Source organism: Pseudoalteromonas agarivorans (assembly GCF_024518735.1).
GTDB classification, from domain to species: Bacteria; Pseudomonadota; Gammaproteobacteria; order Enterobacterales; family Alteromonadaceae; genus Pseudoalteromonas; species Pseudoalteromonas atlantica.
Map to the genome: position 1 here is coordinate 149204 of NZ_JANIGJ010000002.1, position 18671 is coordinate 167874.

Genomic DNA, 18671 nt, shown 5'->3' on the forward strand with positions numbered 1-18671 from the left:
ATGATTAAGCAAAGACCCACAATACGCGACCATTCCGCTGAGGCAAACTTATTTGCACGGCGCGCATTTGTGGGTTTTATTTTTGTTTTAGGCTTAGTGGCAATTTTGCTTTCTAATCTTTATACCATTCAGGTAGAAGAACACACCGACTATCAAACCCGCTCTAACGATAACCGTATTAAAGTCATTCCTATTGCGCCAAACCGTGGCCTCATTTACGACCGCAACGGTGTACTGCTTGCTGAAAACAAACCCGTTTATAACCTCGAGGTTATTCCTGAAGAGGTCGATGATTTAGCTAAATCGCTTGAGCAAGTTAGCAAAATAATTACGATTACCGAGCAGCAAAAAAAAGACTTTATTGATGACATAAAGCATACGCGTCGTTTTAAGTCGCAAGTACTAAAAGCCCGCTTAGATGAAACCGAAGTGGCCCAATTTGCGGTTAATCAGCATAAATTTCCGGGCTTTAGCATTGAGGCGCGCCTAGCACGCTTTTACCCGTATGGCGATACGCTAACCCATGCACTAGGCTACGTTGCCAAACTAAACCGTAAAGAACTTAATAAGTTAGAACAAGAAGACCAAGCCACAAATTACCGCGCTACGCACGATATTGGTAAGCTTGGCATAGAAAAATATTACGAGCAGCTTTTGCATGGCCAAGTCGGCTCTCAACGCGTTGAAGTAAATAACCGCGGCCGTGTTATTCGCACATTAAGTATGACCCCCCCGCAGCCGGGCAGTGATTTAGTGCTTACCTTAGATATAGGTTTACAACAAATAGCCCAACATGCGCTTAAAGATATGCGCGGCGCGGTTGTAGTAATGGATGCCAAAGATGGCGGCGTATTAGCACTTTATTCAAACCCAAGTTACGACCCTAATTTATTTGTCCATGGTATTAGCAGTAAAGATTATAAAGCACTGCTAAACCCCGACCGCCCTCTAATTAACCGTGCCACTCAAGGGCGCTATGCGCCAGCTTCCACAGTAAAACCGCATATGGCTATACTGGCACTTGAAGAAAACATTGTCAGTGAAAGCACCTCGGTGTGGGACCCTGGTTTTTTTCAAATACCGAATGTTGAACATAAATGGCGCGATTGGAAACGTTGGGGCCACGGCCACGTAGATGTTTACAAAGCGATTGAAGAGTCGTGCGATACTTACTTTTACGATGCGGCATACCGCTTAGGCATAACAAAAATTAGTAATTTTATGGCGCGCTTTGGCTTTGGTGACTTATCGGGAATAGACATACACGAAGAAACCACAGCCATATTGCCCTCAAAAGAGTGGAAAGAAGGCCGCTTTAAAGAGTCGTGGTGGCGTGGCGATACTATTTCCGTGGGCATTGGCCAAGGGTATTGGACTGCCACCCCCATTCAAATTGCTAACGCGACTAACATATTGGTTAATAAAGGCATAAACCACCCGCCGCATTTAGCACAAGTGGCTAAAAAAGAAGACCAAGTGACGCAAATTAATAACGAAGAAAAACCGCCAGTGGTACTTAATAACCCTGATAACTGGCGTATCGCGCTCGATGCCATGCACAATACCGTAAAAAAAGTAACAGGAACGGCACACCGTGCTTTTAAAGGCGCTAATTATGACCCTGCGGGTAAAACAGGCACAGCGCAAGTAGTGAGTATTGCCCAAGGTGAGCGTTACGATGCAAAATCACTTAAGGAGCGCCAACGCGATAACGCGATTTATATTGGTTTTGCTCCGTATGACGACCCTAAAATTGTGGTTTCAATTGTGGTAGAAAACACCGGTGGCGGCAGCTCTGTGGGTGCCCCTATTGCACGTGAGCTAATGGATTACTATTTTGCAGCAAACCCAATAGAAGTTGCTAGGAATACAGCGCAATGACCGTATTAAACACCCAGCGCTCGATATGGATGCGCATGCATTTAGACTTACCGTTACTAATTGCCTTATTACTTATGATGGCAGGCAGTATCACCATAGTATATAGCGCAAGCGGCCAAGATTCGGCCATGATGATCCGCCATATAACCCGTATGGGCGGCGCTATTATAGGCATGATAGTGCTTGCACAGTTCTCCCCCGCGACACTTAAACGCTTAGTGATCCCCCTTTACTGTGTTGGGTTACTCATGTTGGTGGGCGTATTGCTATTTGGCGTGAGCTCAAAAGGCGCTCAGCGCTGGTTAAATTTAGGCATTACTCGCTTTCAGCCCTCAGAACTTATGAAGCTAGCGGTCCCTATGATGGTGGCTTGGTATATTGGCCGTAACCAACTTCCGCCACGTCCATTACACCTAATTATTGGCTTTGTCATCGTGATGCTGCCTACCTTATTAATTAAAGAACAGCCCGATTTAGGCACCTCAATTTTGATTGCCAGCTCAGGAATATTTGTGTTGTTTTTATCCGGTTTAAGCTGGCGTTTAATTGGCTTTTTAAGCTCGGTTGTCGCACTGGCTGCATGGCCATTTTGGCACTACGGTATGCACGACTACCAAAAGCAGCGCGTATTAACGTTTTTAGACCCAGAGAGCGATCCGCTTGGCTCGGGGTATCATATTATTCAATCCAAAATAGCCATCGGTTCTGGTGGTATAGAAGGTAAAGGCTGGTTGCAAGGCACGCAATCACAACTCGAATTTTTACCAGAGCGCCATACCGACTTTATATTTTCGGTATTAAGTGAGGAGTTTGGCTTATTTGGTGTGTGTGTTTTATTAAGCCTGTACTTATTTATTATCGGCCGTGGTTTATACATTGCGGTAAACGCGCAAGATGCGTTTGGTAAATTATTGGCCGGCGCCCTTACCCTCACCTTTTTTGTTTATATTTTTGTAAATATAGGCATGGTATCGGGCTTGTTGCCTGTTGTAGGTGTACCTTTACCCCTTATTAGTTATGGCGGCACCTCTATGGTGACGTTAATGGCCGGATTTGGCATTATTATGTCAATTGCGACAGATAAAAGGATGCTTTTAAAATAATGAATAAGCCTACCCAGCTGTTATTTATTTCAGCCTTAATATTTATGTTAAGCGCATGTAGTAGCGGCTCTAATAGTCGTTATCATATGGAGCACGATGCCGCACCTTTACGCGCGCCAACCGCACTTGAAATGCAAGATGCCGTTGTGGTGGATGTTAAAAAAAGTGCCAGTGCAAGTCGTCCCTACGAGGTATTAGGCAAGCGTTATACGCCAATGCTTGATGAAAAAGGGTATACAGAAGAAGGGATCGCTTCGTGGTACGGCCGTAAGTTTCATGGCTACCATACCTCAAACGGTGAAATTTACGATATGTTTGCCATGAGCGCGGCCCATAAAACCTTACCCCTGCCAAGCTTTGTACGCGTTACTAATACTGCCAACAATAAATCGGTAATTGTACGTGTAAACGACCGTGGGCCGTTTCATGATGACAGAATAATAGATCTTTCGTATGCTGCTGCTTATAAATTAGGCTATTACACTCACGGTACAGCCAAGGTTAAGCTAGAGGCGATTACGCTCGACAGCATTCCTGCACGTAAAACATATATACAGGTAGCTGCGGGTAGTACGCTTAGCAATATTGAAGCATTAGCTTCTACATTACGCCTGCAGTATCAAGTACCTACTAATATAGTAAAAGCAGACAACATATATCGTTTGCATTTGGGCCCGATTAAAGATGCCCAGCATGCACAAGACGTATTAAAAAAATTAAAACAAAACCAATTTCAAAACGCGTTCTTGCTTTACACTCAGTAAGACAAATACCTAAACCACGCCAAAATGTAGGATTCAGCGTTGTATTGGGGCTTAAAATCTAGGTGTTATTTTTTAAATGGCGATCCCTTTTAAAAAATAACAACACAGAAAATCAGCCTCAGTGAAACGCCCTGAAGCGTGGTTTAAAAACGATTTATACTGCGCTATTGATTTGAACAATAGAGTGACTATTATTGACAATCAATGCCTTGTCTAAGCTGTTTTTAATTCCAACGACGCTCGCATCTCGGGGTAGTTTGGGTATAAGATGGACTAACGCGAATTTTTAACTTTAACCATTAATGAGTATGATGAAATCAATTAAACATAAAATCCTCAAAGGTGTATGCGGCTTAGTTTGCACAGCCGCCGTATTTTCAGCCAGCGCCCAAATTATTCCGGCTCCACCTCAAATTAATGCAAAAGGTTATTTTTTAGTAGACTTTACAACAGGTAAAGTTATTGCTGAAGGTGAAGCTGATACAAAGCTAGCCCCTGCAAGCTTAACTAAAATGATGACCAGTTATGTAATTGGTACAGAAATAAACGCCGGTAACATTGCACCAACCGATATGGTTACCGTGAGCGAAAAAGCCTGGGCTAAAAACTTCCCTGAATCGTCAAAAATGTTTATTGAAGTAGGCAAGCAAATAAGTGTTGATGAGCTTAACCACGGTATTATTATTCAATCAGGTAATGATGCATGTGTAGCCATGGCTGAGCACATTGCAGGTAGTGAAAGCGCATTTGCTGATTTAATGAATGCCCATGCCGCAAAATTAGGCATGAGCAACAGCCACTTTATTAATAGCCACGGTTTAGATACAGACGAGCATTACACTACCCCACGTGATATGGCGACCCTAGGCGCTGCACTTATTCGTGATGTACCTGATGAGTACGCACTTTATAAGCAAAAATCGTTTACTTACAACGGTATTAAACAGTACAACCGTAACTCTTTGTTATGGGATGAAAGCCTAGATGTTGATGGTATTAAAACGGGTCACACATCAGAGGCAGGTTACAGCTTAGTAACGTCTGCGACTAAAAACGACATGCGTTTAATTGCGGTTGTTATGGGCACATCAAGCGAGCGCGCACGTAAAGTAGAAAGCAAAAAACTACTTAACTACGGATTTCGCTTTTTTGAAACAATTACACCTTACAAAGCAGGCGACAGCTTTGCAGAACAACGTATTTGGATGGGTAATAAAGAAAATGTATCGTTAGGTATTTTAGAAGATACCCCAATTACCATTCCACGTGGTCAACATAAAAACCTTAAAGCTAACTTTGAGCTAGACAACACGCTTGAAGCACCATTAGCGAAAGGCACTAAAGTAGGTACGTTATTCTTACAACTAGAGGGCGAAGACATTGCACAATACCCACTAGTTACACTTGAAGAAGTGGAAGAAGGCAGCTTCTTTAGCAAAATTTACGACTACTTACGTTTACAAATTATGTAAACGTAAAAATAACCCGACAGTCGTTGGGTTGTTAAACGAAGCGCCTCTGTTATGAGGCGTTTTTTTTTGCTTGAAAAATGCTAGAATGCGCCCCATATAAGCAGGATCACCCTAAACCTGCCAGTCACGCTTAGCGTTATACCAATTCGGTTAATTAAGTAATCTATTTTGAGGCTGGAAAAACGTGTTGATAACTTGGCTAATAAATCGCTATTTAGTTGTTCTAAATGAGCATTTTTTAACGCAGGTAGCAACACGTTTAGCCCCGCAAAATGATTAAGTCTTATTGCGGATTGATATTATCTCACGTAGCCAACATTTTTGTTTGAGGAGTCACCGTCGTGGTTCAACCTGTTAAAAATACTAAATTTGATGAGTACCTTGAGTACCCATGTCCGTTCACATTTAAAGTTATGGGTTTAGCAAACGTTAACCTTACGGAACAAATTTTAGCTAAATTACAACCTATTGCACCTGGTGACTACGCACCAAAAGTAAAGCCAAGCAGTAAAGGCAATTATGAGTCGGTAACGTTTGTTGCCACAGTGACAAGCGGTAAACACATAGAAGAAATTTACAACGTGATCAGCAACATTGATGACGTACGCCATATGCTTTAAGCCATAGTTGAGACTTGTTGTGAACGAAAACACTTTAATCGTACGCCAACTAGGCCGTCAGCGTTACATGCCAATTTGGCAAAAAATGCAAGCCTATACCGACACCCGTGACGACAGCTCGCCAGATGAAATTTGGCTTGTAGAGCACGAGAGTGTATTTACACAAGGCCAAGCAGGTAAAGATGAGCATTTACTCGCCCCTGGTGACATAGAAGTCATTAAGGTAGACCGTGGCGGGCAAGTTACTTACCATGGCCCCGGCCAACAAATGATGTATGTATTATTTAACTTGCGCCGCTTAAAAATTGGTGTGCGCGAGCTTGTTACATGGCTTGAAGAGTGCATTATTGATACCCTTAATGAGTATGATATAAAAGCCTACGCAAAAGCCGATGCACCCGGTGTGTACGTAAACGACAGTAAAATTGCATCATTAGGATTACGTGTTCGTCGTGGTTGCTCGTTTCATGGATTAGCATTAAATGTTAACATGGACTTAAGCCCGTTTTTACGCATCAACCCATGTGGTTATGCTGGCATGAACATGGTGCAAACGAAAGAATTAAACGGCCCTCAAAACTTAGCACAAGCAGGTGCAGGGCTGGTAAAACACATGATAAAGAAGCTTAATGCAACACAGGTTAAGCATACTGAAGGGTTTGAAAACGAATGAATAAACCAGTCAAAATGGAACCAGGTGTAAAACTACGCGACGCAGAAAAAATGGCGTTGATCCCCGTTAAAGTTTTACCTACAGAAAAAACTGAAATGTTGCGCAAGCCAGAGTGGCTTAAAATTCGCTTACCAAAATCTACCGAGCGTATCGACGGTATAAAACAAGCTATGCGCAAGCACGGCTTACACTCAGTATGTGAAGAGGCCTCGTGCCCTAACCTTTCTGAGTGTTTTAACCACGGTACTGCTACCTTTATGATTTTAGGTGCTATTTGTACTCGTCGTTGCCCATTTTGTGATGTTGCCCATGGTCGCCCATTAAAACCTGATGCAGCAGAGCCTGAAAAGCTTGCACTGACAATTAAAGACATGAAGCTTAGCTACGTGGTTATTACCTCGGTTGACCGTGATGATTTACGTGATGGCGGCGCACAGCATTTTGCCGATTGTATTCGCGAAATCCGTAAGCACAACCCAACTATTACTATTGAGATTTTAGTGCCAGATTTTCGTGGTCGTATGGACCGCGCACTGGAGATTTTAATTGAAACGCCACCTGATGTGTTTAATCACAATCTAGAAACTGCCCCGCGTTTGTACAAGCTTGCGCGCCCAGGTGCCGATTACAAATGGTCGTTAGAATTACTTCGTCGCTTTAAAGAAGCACACCCAGAGGTAAAAACTAAGTCAGGCTTAATGGTTGGCCTAGGTGAAGAAATTAGTGAAATAGAAGAAGTATTACGTGACCTACGTGCGCATAACGTTGACATGCTTACCGTTGGCCAATACTTACAGCCTTCTAAGCATCACTTGCCAGTTAAACGTTACGTGCCACCAGCGGAATTTGACGCACTAAAAGAATACGCTGATGAAATTGGCTTTACGCATGCTGCCTCTGGCCCATTTGTTCGTTCAAGCTATCACGCTGACCAACAAGCTGCAGGTAAAGAAGTAAAATAGTTACTTTTTAAAACGCATTAAAAAAGCCCTTAGCAATTAAATTGCTAAGGGCTTTTTTGTCGCTTTAATTTTTACCACTGCGTTTAAGTATATAATAAAACACAGGTGTAAGTATTAAGCCAAATACCGTTACGCCTATCATGCCAGAAAATACCGCAACGCCCATAGCTTGGCGCATTTCAGAGCCTGCTCCCGATGAGAACACCATAGGTACAACCCCCATAATAAATGCTATTGAGGTCATTAATATTGGGCGTAATCGCAACCGGCTCGCCTCTTTAATGGCATTAAATGCATCCATACCGGTATCTTGCAGCTCTTTTGCAAACTCAACAATTAAAATAGCGTTTTTAGTGGCAAGTCCAAACAACACGATTAGGCCAATTTGGGTGAAAATATTATTATCACCACCATAAATAGCCACCCCAATCAGCGCACTTAGCAATGTCATAGGCACAATTAAAATAATAGCGACAGGCAAACGTAAGCTTTCGTACTGCGCTGCTAAAACCAAAAATACAAGCAACACAATAAGTGGAAATACATACATTGAAGTATCGCCCGCTAAAATTTGCTGATAGGTTATGTCTGTCCACTCATACGCAATACCCATTGGCAGTGTTTCATCGAGTATTTCTTCTATTGCGGCTTTAGCTTGGTCAGAGCTATACCCTGGTGCGGGTACGCCGTTAACCTCAGCCGTAACATAGCCGTTATAATGCATTACTCTATCTGGCCCTAAACTATGCTCAATACTAAGCACTGCGCCAAGGGGGATCATATCGCCATTTTTATTGCGCACTTTTAATTGCTTAATTTGCTCTACATCTTCCCTATAGGGTGCATCTGCCTGCACATTTACCTGATACGTGCGACCAAATAAATTAAAGTCGTTCACATAAACTGTGCCCAAATAGCCTTGCATCGCTTCAAATAAGGTATTTATTTCAAGCCCTAAGCTTAGCGCCTTTTTACGGTCTACCTTTACATCTAGCTGCGGTACGTCGGTTGTAAAACTGGTAAACGCATTAGCAAGAGCGGGGTCGGCTTTAGCCTTAGCAATGACTCCATTTGTTACTTGCTGCAAGGTGTCAAACCCTAGTGAGCCTCTATCTTCAAGCTGCAGCCTAAAGCCACCAATGGTGCCCATTCCCCTTACTGGAGGAGGCGGAAATATAGCAACATTAGCGCCTTTTATTTGACTAAGTTGTTTATTTAAATCTTCCGCTATTTCAGCTGCCGACATGCGCGGGCTCTGCCGCTTTGAAAACGGCTCTAACGGTGTAAACATCATCCCCGAACTTGGGTTTATAGATAAACCATTAATGCTTAAACCTGCAAAGGCGACGGCGTCACTAACGCCTGGGTGTGCCCTGATTATCTCTGACATTTGGCGAACCACCGCTTCAGAGCGATCTAGCGATGCTGCATTAGGTAATTGCGCAAAAGCGACGAGATACATTTTATCCTGCGGCGGAACATACCCTGTTGGCGTATTTTCAAACTGCTGCCACGTTAATGCCAGTAAACCAACGTATAGCACACCAATTATGCCGCCCTTATGCACTATTCGGCCAACGGCTCCTGTGTATTTACCCGAGGCTTTATCGAACATTTTGTTAAAAGGCGCGAATAACCAACGGCCAAATAAGTTATTAATGGCACGACTTAACCAATCGTTGTCTTGCCCATGAGGTTTGAGTAATAACGCAGCCAGCGCGGGGCTTAGCGTAAGCGAGTTAATGGCAGAAAGCACTGTTGAAATAGTAATTGTAAGAGCAAATTGACGATAAAATTGCCCTGTTAAACCGCTCATAAACGCAGTAGGAATAAACACCGCAGCAAGCACTAAAGTAGTGGCAATAATAGGCCCTGTTACTTCTTTCATTGCTTGAGTGGTTGCATCAATAGGACTTAATCCCTCACTGATATTTCTTTCAACGTTTTCGACCACAACAATGGCATCATCAACAACAATACCGATTGCTAACACCAAGCCAAATAACGACAACGCATTAAGTGAAAATCCCATTAAATGCATAAAAGCAAAGGTGCCCACTAATGAAATTGGCACTGCCACCAGCGGAATAATAGATGCTCGCCATGTTTGTAAAAACAGCACGATGACCAACACAACTAATAAAACCGCTTCAAATAATGTATCGACTACGGCTTCAATAGAGCCCCTTACAAATACGGTAGGGTCATACACTATTTCATAGCTCATACCCTCTGGAAATAGCGCCGATAGTTCAGCCATTTTAGCGCGCACATCGTCAGAAATTTGTAATGCATTAGAGCCTGGCGCTTGAAAAACAGGCACAGCGGCAATGGATTCATTATTAAGAAGTGGCCTAAGGGTATAACTATCTGCACCTAGCTCTACTCTAGCAACATCTTTTAGCAGTGTAATTTCGCCGTTATCGCCCGTTTTTACGATTATTTCTTCAAACTCGTCTTGCTCTATTAAGCGCCCTTCTACATTGATAAGCCATTGAAACTCACTGGTGCCTATGGGTTGTGCGCCTAGGCTTCCTGCCGCAGCTTGCTGATTTTGCGAGCGAATAGCATTGACTACATCACTTGGATTTAAATTGAGCGCCGCTAATTTGTTAGGCTCTAGCCACACACGCATACTGTAATCGCCTGCGCCAAATACACGTACTTGGCCCACGCCATTAATACGCTTTAGCTCATCTTTTATAAATTGATCGCTATAATTAGACAGATACAAACTGTCGTATCGCCCTGAAGGCGAAGTTATATGTACCGCGAGGGTAAGGTTAGGTGATGACTTTTCGGTGACCACACCTAGCCTTTGTACTTCCTCTGGTAGGCGAGGTATTGCTCTATTTACCCTATTTTGTACCAAGGTAGTTGCTTCGTCAGGATCGCTCCCTATCGCAAAGGTGACTGTTAATGTCATGGTGCCTGCAGAGTTTGCAAGCGATGACTGGTACAGCATGTTTTCTACGCCGTTTATCTCTTGTTCAAGCACTGTGGCCACGGTTTCGGCTATTACCTTAGGATTTGCACCTGGGTAGTTAGCTGTAACAACAACCGTTGGGGGTACTACATCTGGGTATTCTGTAATAGGTAACTGCCATATGGCTATGGCACCCCCTATAAAAATAAGAATAGATAAAACCGCTGCAAAAATAGGTCGATGAATAAAAAACTGAGAAAAATTCATTATTACATGCCTATTTCAAGTGTTGGCTCGGCATTGGCTAAGCGGTTTTGGTTATCAACCTTTTGCTGCCAAGCTTGTAACTCGTTTAAAGTACTTTGCTTTGCCATATTAATTAATTCTGGCGTAATGAGTACGCCAGAGCGCACGCGCTGCAAGCCATTAACTACTATGCGTTCGCCGCTTTTTAAACCTTGTTTAATAACTCGTAGCTCACCCACTTTGTCGCCTAAAGTAATGGCGCGGTATTGCACTTTATTTTGCTCATCAACCGTTAAAACGTATTTATTATTTAAATCGGTACCAATAGCTTTCTCAGCAATTAAAATACCTTGCTCAGTATTGCCACCTGCTAATTTTAAATGGGCGAATAACCCAGGTAAAAGCGCGCCGTCTTGATTATTAAATACAGCCCGCACGCGTAATGTACCGGTTTGGGTATTTACTTGGTTATCAACAAAATCAAGCTTGCCCCAGTGTTGGTAATCTTGCTCATTCGCTAAACGCATCGCCACAGGTAACGCGGTAGATTGATTGTTATCAAGGTGCGCTTGTTGATAGTTAAGCCATGTTGCTTCATCAATATCAAAATAGGCATAAACCTGCTCTGTAGAGACAATAGAGGTCATTTCAGTTTTCCCTGCACTGACATAGTTGCCCTCGGTAATTAACGCACGAGACACTCGCCCAGAAATAGGCGCTTCTACGCGTGTAAAGGTTTTGTTTAGCTGTGCAAGCTCAAGGGATGCATTACTTTGTGCTACGTAGGCATTTGCTTGGTCAACCTCTGCGCCTCGGGTCTCTAATAACTCTTTAGATATTGATTTACTTTTAAATAGCTCTTTAGCTCGATTAAAATCTTGCTTTGCTAGTTTTAAGCGGCTTTTTGCTTCATCAAGTTGCGCTGTTAGGCGGTTTACTTGTGCATTAAATTCGCGGCTATCAATTAAAAATAAGGTGTCGCCTTTATTTACCAGCTCACCCTCTTCAAATACTGCCGCTTCAATATAACCAGATACGCGAGGACGCAAAGACACTATTTGCGGCGACTCTAGCCGCCCTGTAAAGCTGTCCCACTCGGTTATTCGCTGACTTATTACTTCGGCCACTTCTACGGCCACCCCTTGCGTAGAATCATCATTACTTTGAATAGAACTTGGTTTATCGCTGCATGCACCCAGTATTATCGCTAATAGCGCAATAATAAACGTGTATGTAAATTTATATATAGCTGACATGGTTAACTCTCTTGCTGTACGAGTTGTGTTAAAATCTGCTTATATTATGAACGCGGTAAAAGCATAAAAATAATTATATTATTGTATAAAACACATCACTAAAAATGATGTAAAATAATCTTACATTTAAAATTTATAACGGTGCTATATGCGTCCTCAAGAGCTTAATTTACTAATGATTTTTGATGCCATCATGACTGAAGGCAGTATCACTCGTGCAGCAGAGCAATTATCGCTGACACAACCTGCGGTATCTAACGCGCTTGCACGTATGCGCGCAGCGTGGGGAGAAGAGTTATTTATAAAAGATGGCCGAAATATTCAACCTACAGCATTTGCTAACAATTTATGGGGGCAAATACAGGGGCCACTTGGATCATTAGAACATGCTATAAACCAAAGTGAATTTAACCCAGCGACAGCGCAGCGCACTTTTCGTATTTCTGCCGCTGATATATTTGTAGAAATGATATGGGGGCCTCTTCGTAAAATTATTGAGCAGCAGGCCCCAGGCATCAATATCCATGCAATCCCTAATCGGGCGGTAGAGGCTGCCAATGTACTTAAAGACGCCGAAGCCGAACTGGCAATTAATCGCTACACCCTGTCTGAAAACGTTATTAGAGCCGAGCACTTATTAAAGCCTAAATATGTTGTACTTATGCGCCCTGACCACCCGCTTGCTAATGCCCCTTTAAGTATTACTGACTTTGCTAATACAGATCATTTATTAGTATCAATTACGGGCGATATTTTAGGGCCATCTGATCAAGCACTAAGAGTATTAGGGTTAAAGCGCCGAGTAGCGATGACGGTAAATAACGCGGCAAATGTACCTAACATTCTTAAAAATACCGATCTTATTTGTGTCCTCCCCTCAATAGCGCTTGAGCAGGAAATATTTACCAATAAGCTCGTGGTTTTAAAAAGCCCTATTGATACGCCACCAACACCCGTCTCTGTTATTTGGCATAAGCGCCAAGACAACGATGCCGGTTTGCAGTGGATACGCCGTCACATAGTGGCTATTATTCAACAACGTGTAAGTAGCCACGATAAAAAACTAGGCAAATATTTACTGCGCTAGAACGCCTTTTTTAATCACAAAATCAGCAAATCGTACTTGCTCTTCTTCAGCGCGAAGGCTATCGGTTTCGACTATTGAACGATAGATACCCCATTTAGGACGGGCAAAGTCATCATCGCTAAAGCCACGCCACATATCTATGTTTTGCTCGCTAATGCTAAATAGCACCTCGTTGTCACTTAAGCGGGTTAGGGTCATTTCAAATTGCCCCGCTTCACTAAAAGTGGCTTGTACAAATACCGCTATCCATTCATCAGTAATGAGTGACCAGTCGGTTTCGATAAGGTTTTTATCAAGCCCTGTGCTGTTACCGTTTTCATCAAAGCCTGCGCTATAACGTACTTGCAGCTGATTACCTGTACTGTTTTTTTGTGCACCAGAGAGCGTAATAATAGGTTGGTCGTCGTTGCCATTGGTATTGTCGTTGCTGTCGTTACGGGCTTTTATTTGGAAAAAGTGACTGAATTTACTACTCAGCTCAAGCTCGCTAGAGACTTTAAACTTCCAACTGTATTGTACGGTTTCGTCTTTAAAGGCAAGTGTTGCGGCGGGCGATTTATCAAAGGCTTTTATTTCGTTGCGCTGGCGGTCGGTTGCGCCCTTATCTTTATCTTGGTCTTCATCACGATGTGCTAAAAACACAAAGTGATTACCTACAGTTGAGTCAGTATCTTCAATAATATGCACAACATTTTGATGATTACCGCTATACATATCAGGCGATTCAATTGCACCTTCACTAAACGCATTTTCTATTAATGTATAAGCACTTAGCCCTGTGTTTTCGCCATCGGCATTGAGGGTTGTTTCTTGCGTTACTATAAAATCATCACGGCCTGCAGTGCCTATAATGGTTATAGACACTGTCGCTTCGGTGCCATCTGCAGATGTGACGGTTATTTCATCAAGTAAGGTTTCGCCCTCGTTTAATGCACTCACAGTGGCATGCTCGCCATTAAGTGTATATGACCAATTACCATCCTCAGTTAAGCTAAATGAACCATAAGTTGTGGTGTTATTGCTTTGCGTTTTAAATACTGCCTCATTGGCTTGTGCATCCGTTATAGATAGTTCACCTGTAATTGCTATATCGCGGGTATTTTCAATACTTACAGCTGTTTGACCGCTAATTACTGCGGCGTTTTGCGCTACAACCGATGCATTTACAGGCTCACTTTTTGACCCTGAGCTGCCGCACCCTACAGCTAAAATACCCAAAGAACAAACACAAGTAATAGTTAAAACACGCAAGCCAAACTTTGACATAAACAACCACCCCAGGTTAATGGTAAGTAAATAAAGTGAAATATAACTTACCAATTATTTGTTTTAATAACTAGATTTTTATTACCAGAATAACGAAATCGGTTTTAACTTAATAAGGAGATAACTTGATTTTAGCAGTATATTTGGAAGGGTGGCTTCATTGGACAAGGAAGGTACAAAATGAAAAAGCCGATTATCTACCGGCTTTTATAAGTTAACCTTCACAAGTAGCTAATTTAAAACCACTAACATGTGTTGACCTATTTGCAACAGAGTTGCGAGCCCATTCAGCTTTACTTCTAATGTCTTGCAAAATTTTTGCAGATTGACACTCTTTATATGTTTTATGATAACTAATAGCATTTGTTTTTTCAGCGTTTAGCAAAACAATAGTATCATTATTTGAACTTGTGGTGGAATTACAAGCTGTTAACAATAAAGCAGAAATACAAACTAGTACTTTTTTCATAATCGTCCCTCTTAATTTAAACTTATTTTGAATTTAGTATATTTTTTATGCATTGTAAATATTTGCTCTTTTCTCCCAAATTAAATAAAAGGCTAAATAAAATTAGGTTAAAACCAAGTTACTTGAGATAATCCTCAGCGAACCCCTTATTTAGGTTATATATGAAATTATTAGTTCGTAATTTGTCTCGCGCTACCACAGAGCAAGACCTTCGCACGTTGTTTGCAGCACACGGTAAAGTAACTACCTGTAACTTGGTGCTTGATAAAGACACTGGTTTATCAAAAGGTTTTGCCTTTGTAGAAATGCCAAACGACATAGAAAGTAGAAGCGCTATTAAAGCACTTAATCAATTAAGCGTTGATAAAAGCAAAATTCGCGTAAAATACGCAGATGAGTAATTAGTTACTTGCTATATGATTAAAACCAGCTATTTGCTGGTTTTTTACGTTTTAAGGTACGCTATATAACAGATTAATATTAGCGCGACGCTTTAAAATATTAAGCGCCTAGGGTGCCGCTTTTTTTATACTAATTGTACCTAGCACTACAAAGGATGCAGCTAAAGCAAAAAACATGGCTTGCTGTGCGAGCAAAGCTGCTGCAAAAAATGCTACGCCGCTGCCTATAAACAGGTATCCGCTTTTTTTAGATTGGCTCATTATGTGTGCTCCATTTATTGTTGTCGATTATTTATACACCCTACACCGGCAATTTTCAATTTTTGAAAAATAGAACTGGCAAGATGATAAATATTCGACTCACATCAGTGCTTCCTTTATATTAAAAACCAATTTTTAAAACTATTCAGAAAACTATGGCCTCTACTCTTTTTAAAAGCGCTAGCCTAAGCCTGCTAGTCGCTCTCTTTGGTTGCTCTGAACCTGCAAGCGAGCATTATTCTTTAGAAAATACGCCCGGCGTAAGCCTAAATAACGTTAAACAGCATATAAAAACGCTCGCCTCTGATGACTTTCAAGGTCGCGGCCCACTTACTCATGGTGAAGTAAAAACAGTAGGTTACTTGAGCGAGCAATACGAAGCTATGGGTTTAACTGGGGCGTATAATGGTAAGTTTTTACAGCCGGTAAAAATGGCAATGGTCACGGCCAATCAAAATATGCAATTGCAGGTGGGCGACTTAAAGTTTAAAGCAGGTAACGATTTTACCGCCCGTACAGAGCAATTACAGCCAGTAATAGATGTACGAAACTCTGACATTGTATTTGTGGGTTACGGTATTAATGCCCCCGAATACAACTGGAACGATTACGAAAACATTAATGTTGAAGGTAAAACCGTTATTGTATTGGTAAACGACCCTGGCTTTGCTACACAAAACGATGCGTTATTTACAGGTAATGCTATGACCTACTACGGCCGCTGGACTTACAAATACGAAGAAGCCGCACGCCAAGGTGCCAAAGCAGTATTTATTGTGCACGAAACTGCCCCTGCGGCTTACCCTTGGGGCGTGGTTGAAAGCTCAAACACAGGGACTAAATACACCCTGATGGACAATAACCTAAACGCTTCTAAGCTCCCAGTTATGGGCTGGCTAACACTTAATACTACTGAGCAAATTTTTAATGCCGCACAGCTTAACTATCAAAATTTAAAACAAAAGGCTTTAAGTGATGACTTTAAAGCCACAGCGCTTAATTTAACAGCCAACCTTTCATTTAAAAACGAAGTATCGCATGCCAAATCACATAACGTAGTTGCGCAAATTACAGGAAGCGACGCCCCTAATGAGTACGTGGTAATAGGTGCTCATTGGGATCATTTTGGTACCAAGCAAACCGACAGCGGCCCTAAAATTTATAACGGTGCAGTGGATAATGCCTCTGGCACAGCGGCCACACTTGAAATTGCCCGCATTATGAATCAAATCCACCAGCAAACACAGTTTAAACGCTCTATTTTATTTGCTAATTTTACCGCAGAAGAGACTGGCCTCATTGGCTCGCAAGAATTTGCAACCGGTGGCGTTGTGCCCACTAAACAAATGGTCGGGCTATTGAATATTGACGGAATGAACGTGCTAGATGGCACCGATTACATTTTGCAATACGGTAACGATTTATCCACCCTAGAAAACTACCTAGCAAACGCGGCAAAAGCGCAAGGTCGCGTTGTTAAAATGGACCCTCGCCCGCAAAACGGTTTGTTTTTTAGATCAGATCATTTTTCTTTAGCTAAGCAAGGTGTGCCTAGTTTATTATTTATGAGCCTTGGCGATACCGACCCTGATTACATTGCGCATAAATACCATAAAGAAGCCGACGATTACTCGCCGCAGTGGTCATTAGGTGGCGTAAAGCAAGACATAGAGCTTATTGTTGATATAGCCACACAGCTTGCTAACAATGGCGATTGGCCTATATGGACGAGTGACTCAGACTTTAAAGCAAAGCGCGAGCAAGATAAGCCGCATTAGCAGGTAAAGTTTAAAGCTAAATAATAATCATACCAATCGCATTAAAATCCTCCTACTTGGAGGATTTTAATTTTGAGCGCGCCCGCATTAGTAAGGTTTCGGCTTTGGCCCCTAAATACACATAAATAGCCAAGGCTATTAAAAGCCCTACCACCGCAAGCATCATCGCAATGGCCGGTAATAAGTATTCAGCCTGCCCCAACGCTGCCTTAAACATGGTTAATAGCGCCTCAATAGATATTGCAATTAGCACGGTAGATATAAACCGGGTAATTGTGCGCCGTGTAGAAGAGTGCCTAAATATATCCTTATGCATTAAAATCTCTTCTTCGAGAATGGTCTTTCCTAAATCAAACACGGCCAACGCTAAAGTAATATATATAATAATGCTAAAGGGCTCGAGGGGATCAGACGCTGAGTCAAAGTGGGTTAATAATGCATATATATCGTTAAATACTATGCTCAGTAAAAAGAGTACCAAAGTAAATAAACACGCCACAATCACCCCATAACCCGCTTTAAAATAAGGCGAAATACCGGCACGCGCGCTGTCTCCCATTACAAACTCAATTAACTGGGTTAAGCATACGTCTAACACTAAATAATGCTGCTGGTTAATTGGCTTTTTTAGCTCTTTAATAGCCGAAATACATACATGATTAGTTGCGATAGAAATATACGGATCGGTAAAGCACACCGAATCGGTTTGTTTAGATTGTAAAAAGTAAGGGCGCTCACTTAAGTCTTGCTGATTGCCTTGCTCGGCTAATTTTTTATAGGCACGCTTAAAGCAAACGTTATTGCCTTGCTGAAGCCCAGATTCGTTTAAACAATATTGCAGCTCTAAAAAGGGATATTGCTTTACTAAAAAACGCGTATCTCGATTTTTGTTAAGCCCGTCTTCAATACTCATTAAAATAGAGTCAAGCAAGCTGTGTATTACTTGCTCATACTCATGGTAGCGCTCAACACTACTTATATAACTCATTCGCGCCATAATTGTGTACTCACTCAGTTGCTATAGCGTTAACTAAGCAAGTTTAAAACCAAGTATAAAAAGTGTTTTTATTCATCAGGTTAAGGTTTTAACTTGCGCTCATTTGCACCTATTTGGTGAAAAAGCAGTTATGCCTGCGCCATGCACAAAAAAAGCAGCTAAGTAAATGTTACTTAACTGCTTTGTGAGTATGACCTGATAAATTTTAAGCGCGTAAAACTACGCCATAAAATTATTGTACTTTAGAAAACTCTTGCTGTGAAAGCTCACCATTTTTATCTGTATCGAGCTTATCAAACAACCGTGCTAACTGTGCGTTGGCTTGTGCTTCTGTTTTGCTAATTACGCCATCGCCATTGGCATCAAAACTGTTAAAGTCGACCGCGGCAAACGCCGCTGATGAAGAGGCAAGGGCTAGAAGTGCGATAAATTTTTTCATAATCATTTCCTTAGGTTAAGTGCCTGGCAAAGGGGAAGAAATCCTTTTCTGAGATCCATAAAGGGAGAAT

The 18671-nt window shown here is 41.9% G+C and carries 17 protein-coding genes; 10 read left to right on the forward strand and 7 right to left on the reverse strand.

Translation table 11 applies throughout. The annotated features are described in order from the left end of the window. The 7 genes from mrdA (at window position 1) to lipA (ending at window position 7475) form a co-directional block, all read left to right on the forward strand. Window positions 1–1881, forward strand: coding sequence for a penicillin-binding protein 2 (gene mrdA, locus NQT65_RS05020; protein ID WP_004585917.1), 1881 nt, complete (start codon window positions 1–3; stop codon window positions 1879–1881). Further along, a complete protein-coding gene (gene rodA / locus NQT65_RS05025) occupies window positions 1878–2984 on the forward strand; it encodes a rod shape-determining protein RodA (protein ID WP_004585916.1) in 1107 nt (368 codons plus the stop codon). Before mrdA ends, rodA begins: the two co-directional genes overlap by 4 nt. Continuing rightward, window positions 2984–3748, forward strand: coding sequence for a septal ring lytic transglycosylase RlpA family protein (locus tag NQT65_RS05030; protein ID WP_054982217.1), 765 nt, complete (start codon window positions 2984–2986; stop codon window positions 3746–3748). Before rodA ends, NQT65_RS05030 begins: the two co-directional genes overlap by 1 nt. A gap of 311 nt (window positions 3749–4059) precedes the next feature. Further along, window positions 4060–5220 (forward strand): serine hydrolase, encoded by a 1161-nt coding sequence (locus tag NQT65_RS05035; protein WP_004585914.1) that lies wholly within the window; start codon window positions 4060–4062, stop codon window positions 5218–5220. A gap of 341 nt (window positions 5221–5561) precedes the next feature. Next, window positions 5562–5840, forward strand: coding sequence for a DUF493 family protein YbeD (gene ybeD / locus NQT65_RS05040; RefSeq protein ID WP_024033764.1), 279 nt, complete (start codon window positions 5562–5564; stop codon window positions 5838–5840). 19 nt (window positions 5841–5859) lie between these two features. After that, complete coding sequence (gene lipB, locus NQT65_RS05045) at window positions 5860–6513, forward strand: lipoyl(octanoyl) transferase LipB (RefSeq protein ID WP_138684562.1); 654 nt, start codon at window positions 5860–5862, stop codon at window positions 6511–6513. Further along, entirely contained in the window at window positions 6510–7475 is a 966-nt protein-coding gene (lipA, locus tag NQT65_RS05050) for a lipoyl synthase (protein WP_004585911.1), read from the forward strand. Before lipB ends, lipA begins: the two co-directional genes overlap by 4 nt. A 64-nt stretch (window positions 7476–7539) precedes the next feature. Here the strand turns inward: lipA and NQT65_RS05055 are convergent, their stop codons facing one another. Beyond that, window positions 7540–10668: an efflux RND transporter permease subunit gene (locus tag NQT65_RS05055; RefSeq protein ID WP_256850645.1), complete on the reverse strand. Its 3129-nt coding sequence runs from the start codon at window positions 10666–10668 to the stop codon at window positions 7540–7542. Window positions 10669–10670: 2 nt separating this feature from the next. After that, a complete protein-coding gene (locus NQT65_RS05060; protein WP_256850646.1) occupies window positions 10671–11903 on the reverse strand; it encodes an efflux RND transporter periplasmic adaptor subunit in 1233 nt (410 codons plus the stop codon). 148 nt (window positions 11904–12051) lie between these two features. On the opposite strand from NQT65_RS05060, the gene NQT65_RS05065 reads away from it, so the two are divergent. Continuing rightward, complete coding sequence (locus NQT65_RS05065) at window positions 12052–12990, forward strand: LysR family transcriptional regulator (protein WP_096042013.1); 939 nt, start codon at window positions 12052–12054, stop codon at window positions 12988–12990. On the opposite strand, the gene NQT65_RS05070 is transcribed toward NQT65_RS05065, so the two are convergent. Continuing rightward, window positions 12979–14256 (reverse strand): VCBS domain-containing protein, encoded by a 1278-nt coding sequence (locus NQT65_RS05070; protein ID WP_256850647.1) that lies wholly within the window; start codon window positions 14254–14256, stop codon window positions 12979–12981. The two genes, NQT65_RS05065 and NQT65_RS05070, sit on opposite strands and share 12 nt — an antisense overlap. A gap of 214 nt (window positions 14257–14470) precedes the next feature. Further along, window positions 14471–14725, reverse strand: a complete 255-nt coding sequence (locus tag NQT65_RS05075; protein ID WP_055253059.1) for a hypothetical protein — start codon at window positions 14723–14725, stop codon at window positions 14471–14473. Between the two features lie 161 nt (window positions 14726–14886). Here NQT65_RS05075 and NQT65_RS05080 point away from each other — a divergent pair, with 161 nt between their 5' ends. After that, window positions 14887–15126, forward strand: coding sequence for an RNA recognition motif domain-containing protein (locus tag NQT65_RS05080; protein ID WP_024033770.1), 240 nt, complete (start codon window positions 14887–14889; stop codon window positions 15124–15126). 108 nt (window positions 15127–15234) lie between these two features. Here the strand turns inward: NQT65_RS05080 and NQT65_RS05085 are convergent, their stop codons facing one another. Then, complete coding sequence (locus NQT65_RS05085) at window positions 15235–15387, reverse strand: hypothetical protein (RefSeq protein WP_171046485.1); 153 nt, start codon at window positions 15385–15387, stop codon at window positions 15235–15237. 155 nt (window positions 15388–15542) lie between these two features. Here NQT65_RS05085 and NQT65_RS05090 point away from each other — a divergent pair, with 155 nt between their 5' ends. After that, entirely contained in the window at window positions 15543–17165 is a 1623-nt protein-coding gene (locus NQT65_RS05090) for a M28 family metallopeptidase (protein ID WP_256850648.1), read from the forward strand. Window positions 17166–17217: 52 nt separating this feature from the next. Here the strand turns inward: NQT65_RS05090 and NQT65_RS05095 are convergent, their stop codons facing one another. Both NQT65_RS05095 and NQT65_RS05100 read right to left on the reverse strand, forming a co-directional pair. Next, entirely contained in the window at window positions 17218–18162 is a 945-nt protein-coding gene (locus NQT65_RS05095) for an EAL-associated domain-containing protein (RefSeq protein ID WP_096042016.1), read from the reverse strand. Between the two features lie 232 nt (window positions 18163–18394). Continuing rightward, window positions 18395–18601, reverse strand: coding sequence for an EF-hand domain-containing protein (locus tag NQT65_RS05100; protein ID WP_029772194.1), 207 nt, complete (start codon window positions 18599–18601; stop codon window positions 18395–18397). Window positions 18602–18671 lie beyond the last annotated feature (70 nt).

Excerpts from the sequence above, each read along its gene's own strand:
- NQT65_RS05100 (WP_029772194.1), bottom strand. The coding sequence starts at position 18,601 with ATGAAAAAATTTATCGCACTTCTAGCCCTTGCCTCTTCATCAGCGGCG.
- NQT65_RS05090 (WP_256850648.1), top strand. The coding sequence starts at position 15,543 with ATGGCCTCTACTCTTTTTAAAAGCGCTAGCCTAAGCCTGCTAGTCGCT.
- NQT65_RS05035 (WP_004585914.1), top strand. The coding sequence starts at position 4,060 with ATGAAATCAATTAAACATAAAATCCTCAAAGGTGTATGCGGCTTAGTT.
- NQT65_RS05095 (WP_096042016.1), bottom strand. The coding sequence starts at position 18,162 with ATGGCGCGAATGAGTTATATAAGTAGTGTTGAGCGCTACCATGAGTAT.
- NQT65_RS05060 (WP_256850646.1), bottom strand. The coding sequence starts at position 11,903 with ATGTCAGCTATATATAAATTTACATACACGTTTATTATTGCGCTATTA.
- rodA (WP_004585916.1), top strand. The coding sequence starts at position 1,878 with ATGACCGTATTAAACACCCAGCGCTCGATATGGATGCGCATGCATTTA.
- mrdA (WP_004585917.1), top strand. The coding sequence starts at position 1 with ATGATTAAGCAAAGACCCACAATACGCGACCATTCCGCTGAGGCAAAC.
- NQT65_RS05070 (WP_256850647.1), bottom strand. The coding sequence starts at position 14,256 with ATGTCAAAGTTTGGCTTGCGTGTTTTAACTATTACTTGTGTTTGTTCT.
- NQT65_RS05075 (WP_055253059.1), bottom strand. The coding sequence starts at position 14,725 with ATGAAAAAAGTACTAGTTTGTATTTCTGCTTTATTGTTAACAGCTTGT.
- NQT65_RS05085 (WP_171046485.1), bottom strand. The coding sequence starts at position 15,387 with ATGAGCCAATCTAAAAAAAGCGGATACCTGTTTATAGGCAGCGGCGTA.
- NQT65_RS05030 (WP_054982217.1), top strand. The coding sequence starts at position 2,984 with ATGAATAAGCCTACCCAGCTGTTATTTATTTCAGCCTTAATATTTATG.
- NQT65_RS05055 (WP_256850645.1), bottom strand. The coding sequence starts at position 10,668 with ATGAATTTTTCTCAGTTTTTTATTCATCGACCTATTTTTGCAGCGGTT.
- NQT65_RS05065 (WP_096042013.1), top strand. The coding sequence starts at position 12,052 with ATGCGTCCTCAAGAGCTTAATTTACTAATGATTTTTGATGCCATCATG.
- NQT65_RS05080 (WP_024033770.1), top strand. The coding sequence starts at position 14,887 with ATGAAATTATTAGTTCGTAATTTGTCTCGCGCTACCACAGAGCAAGAC.
- lipA (WP_004585911.1), top strand. The coding sequence starts at position 6,510 with ATGAATAAACCAGTCAAAATGGAACCAGGTGTAAAACTACGCGACGCA.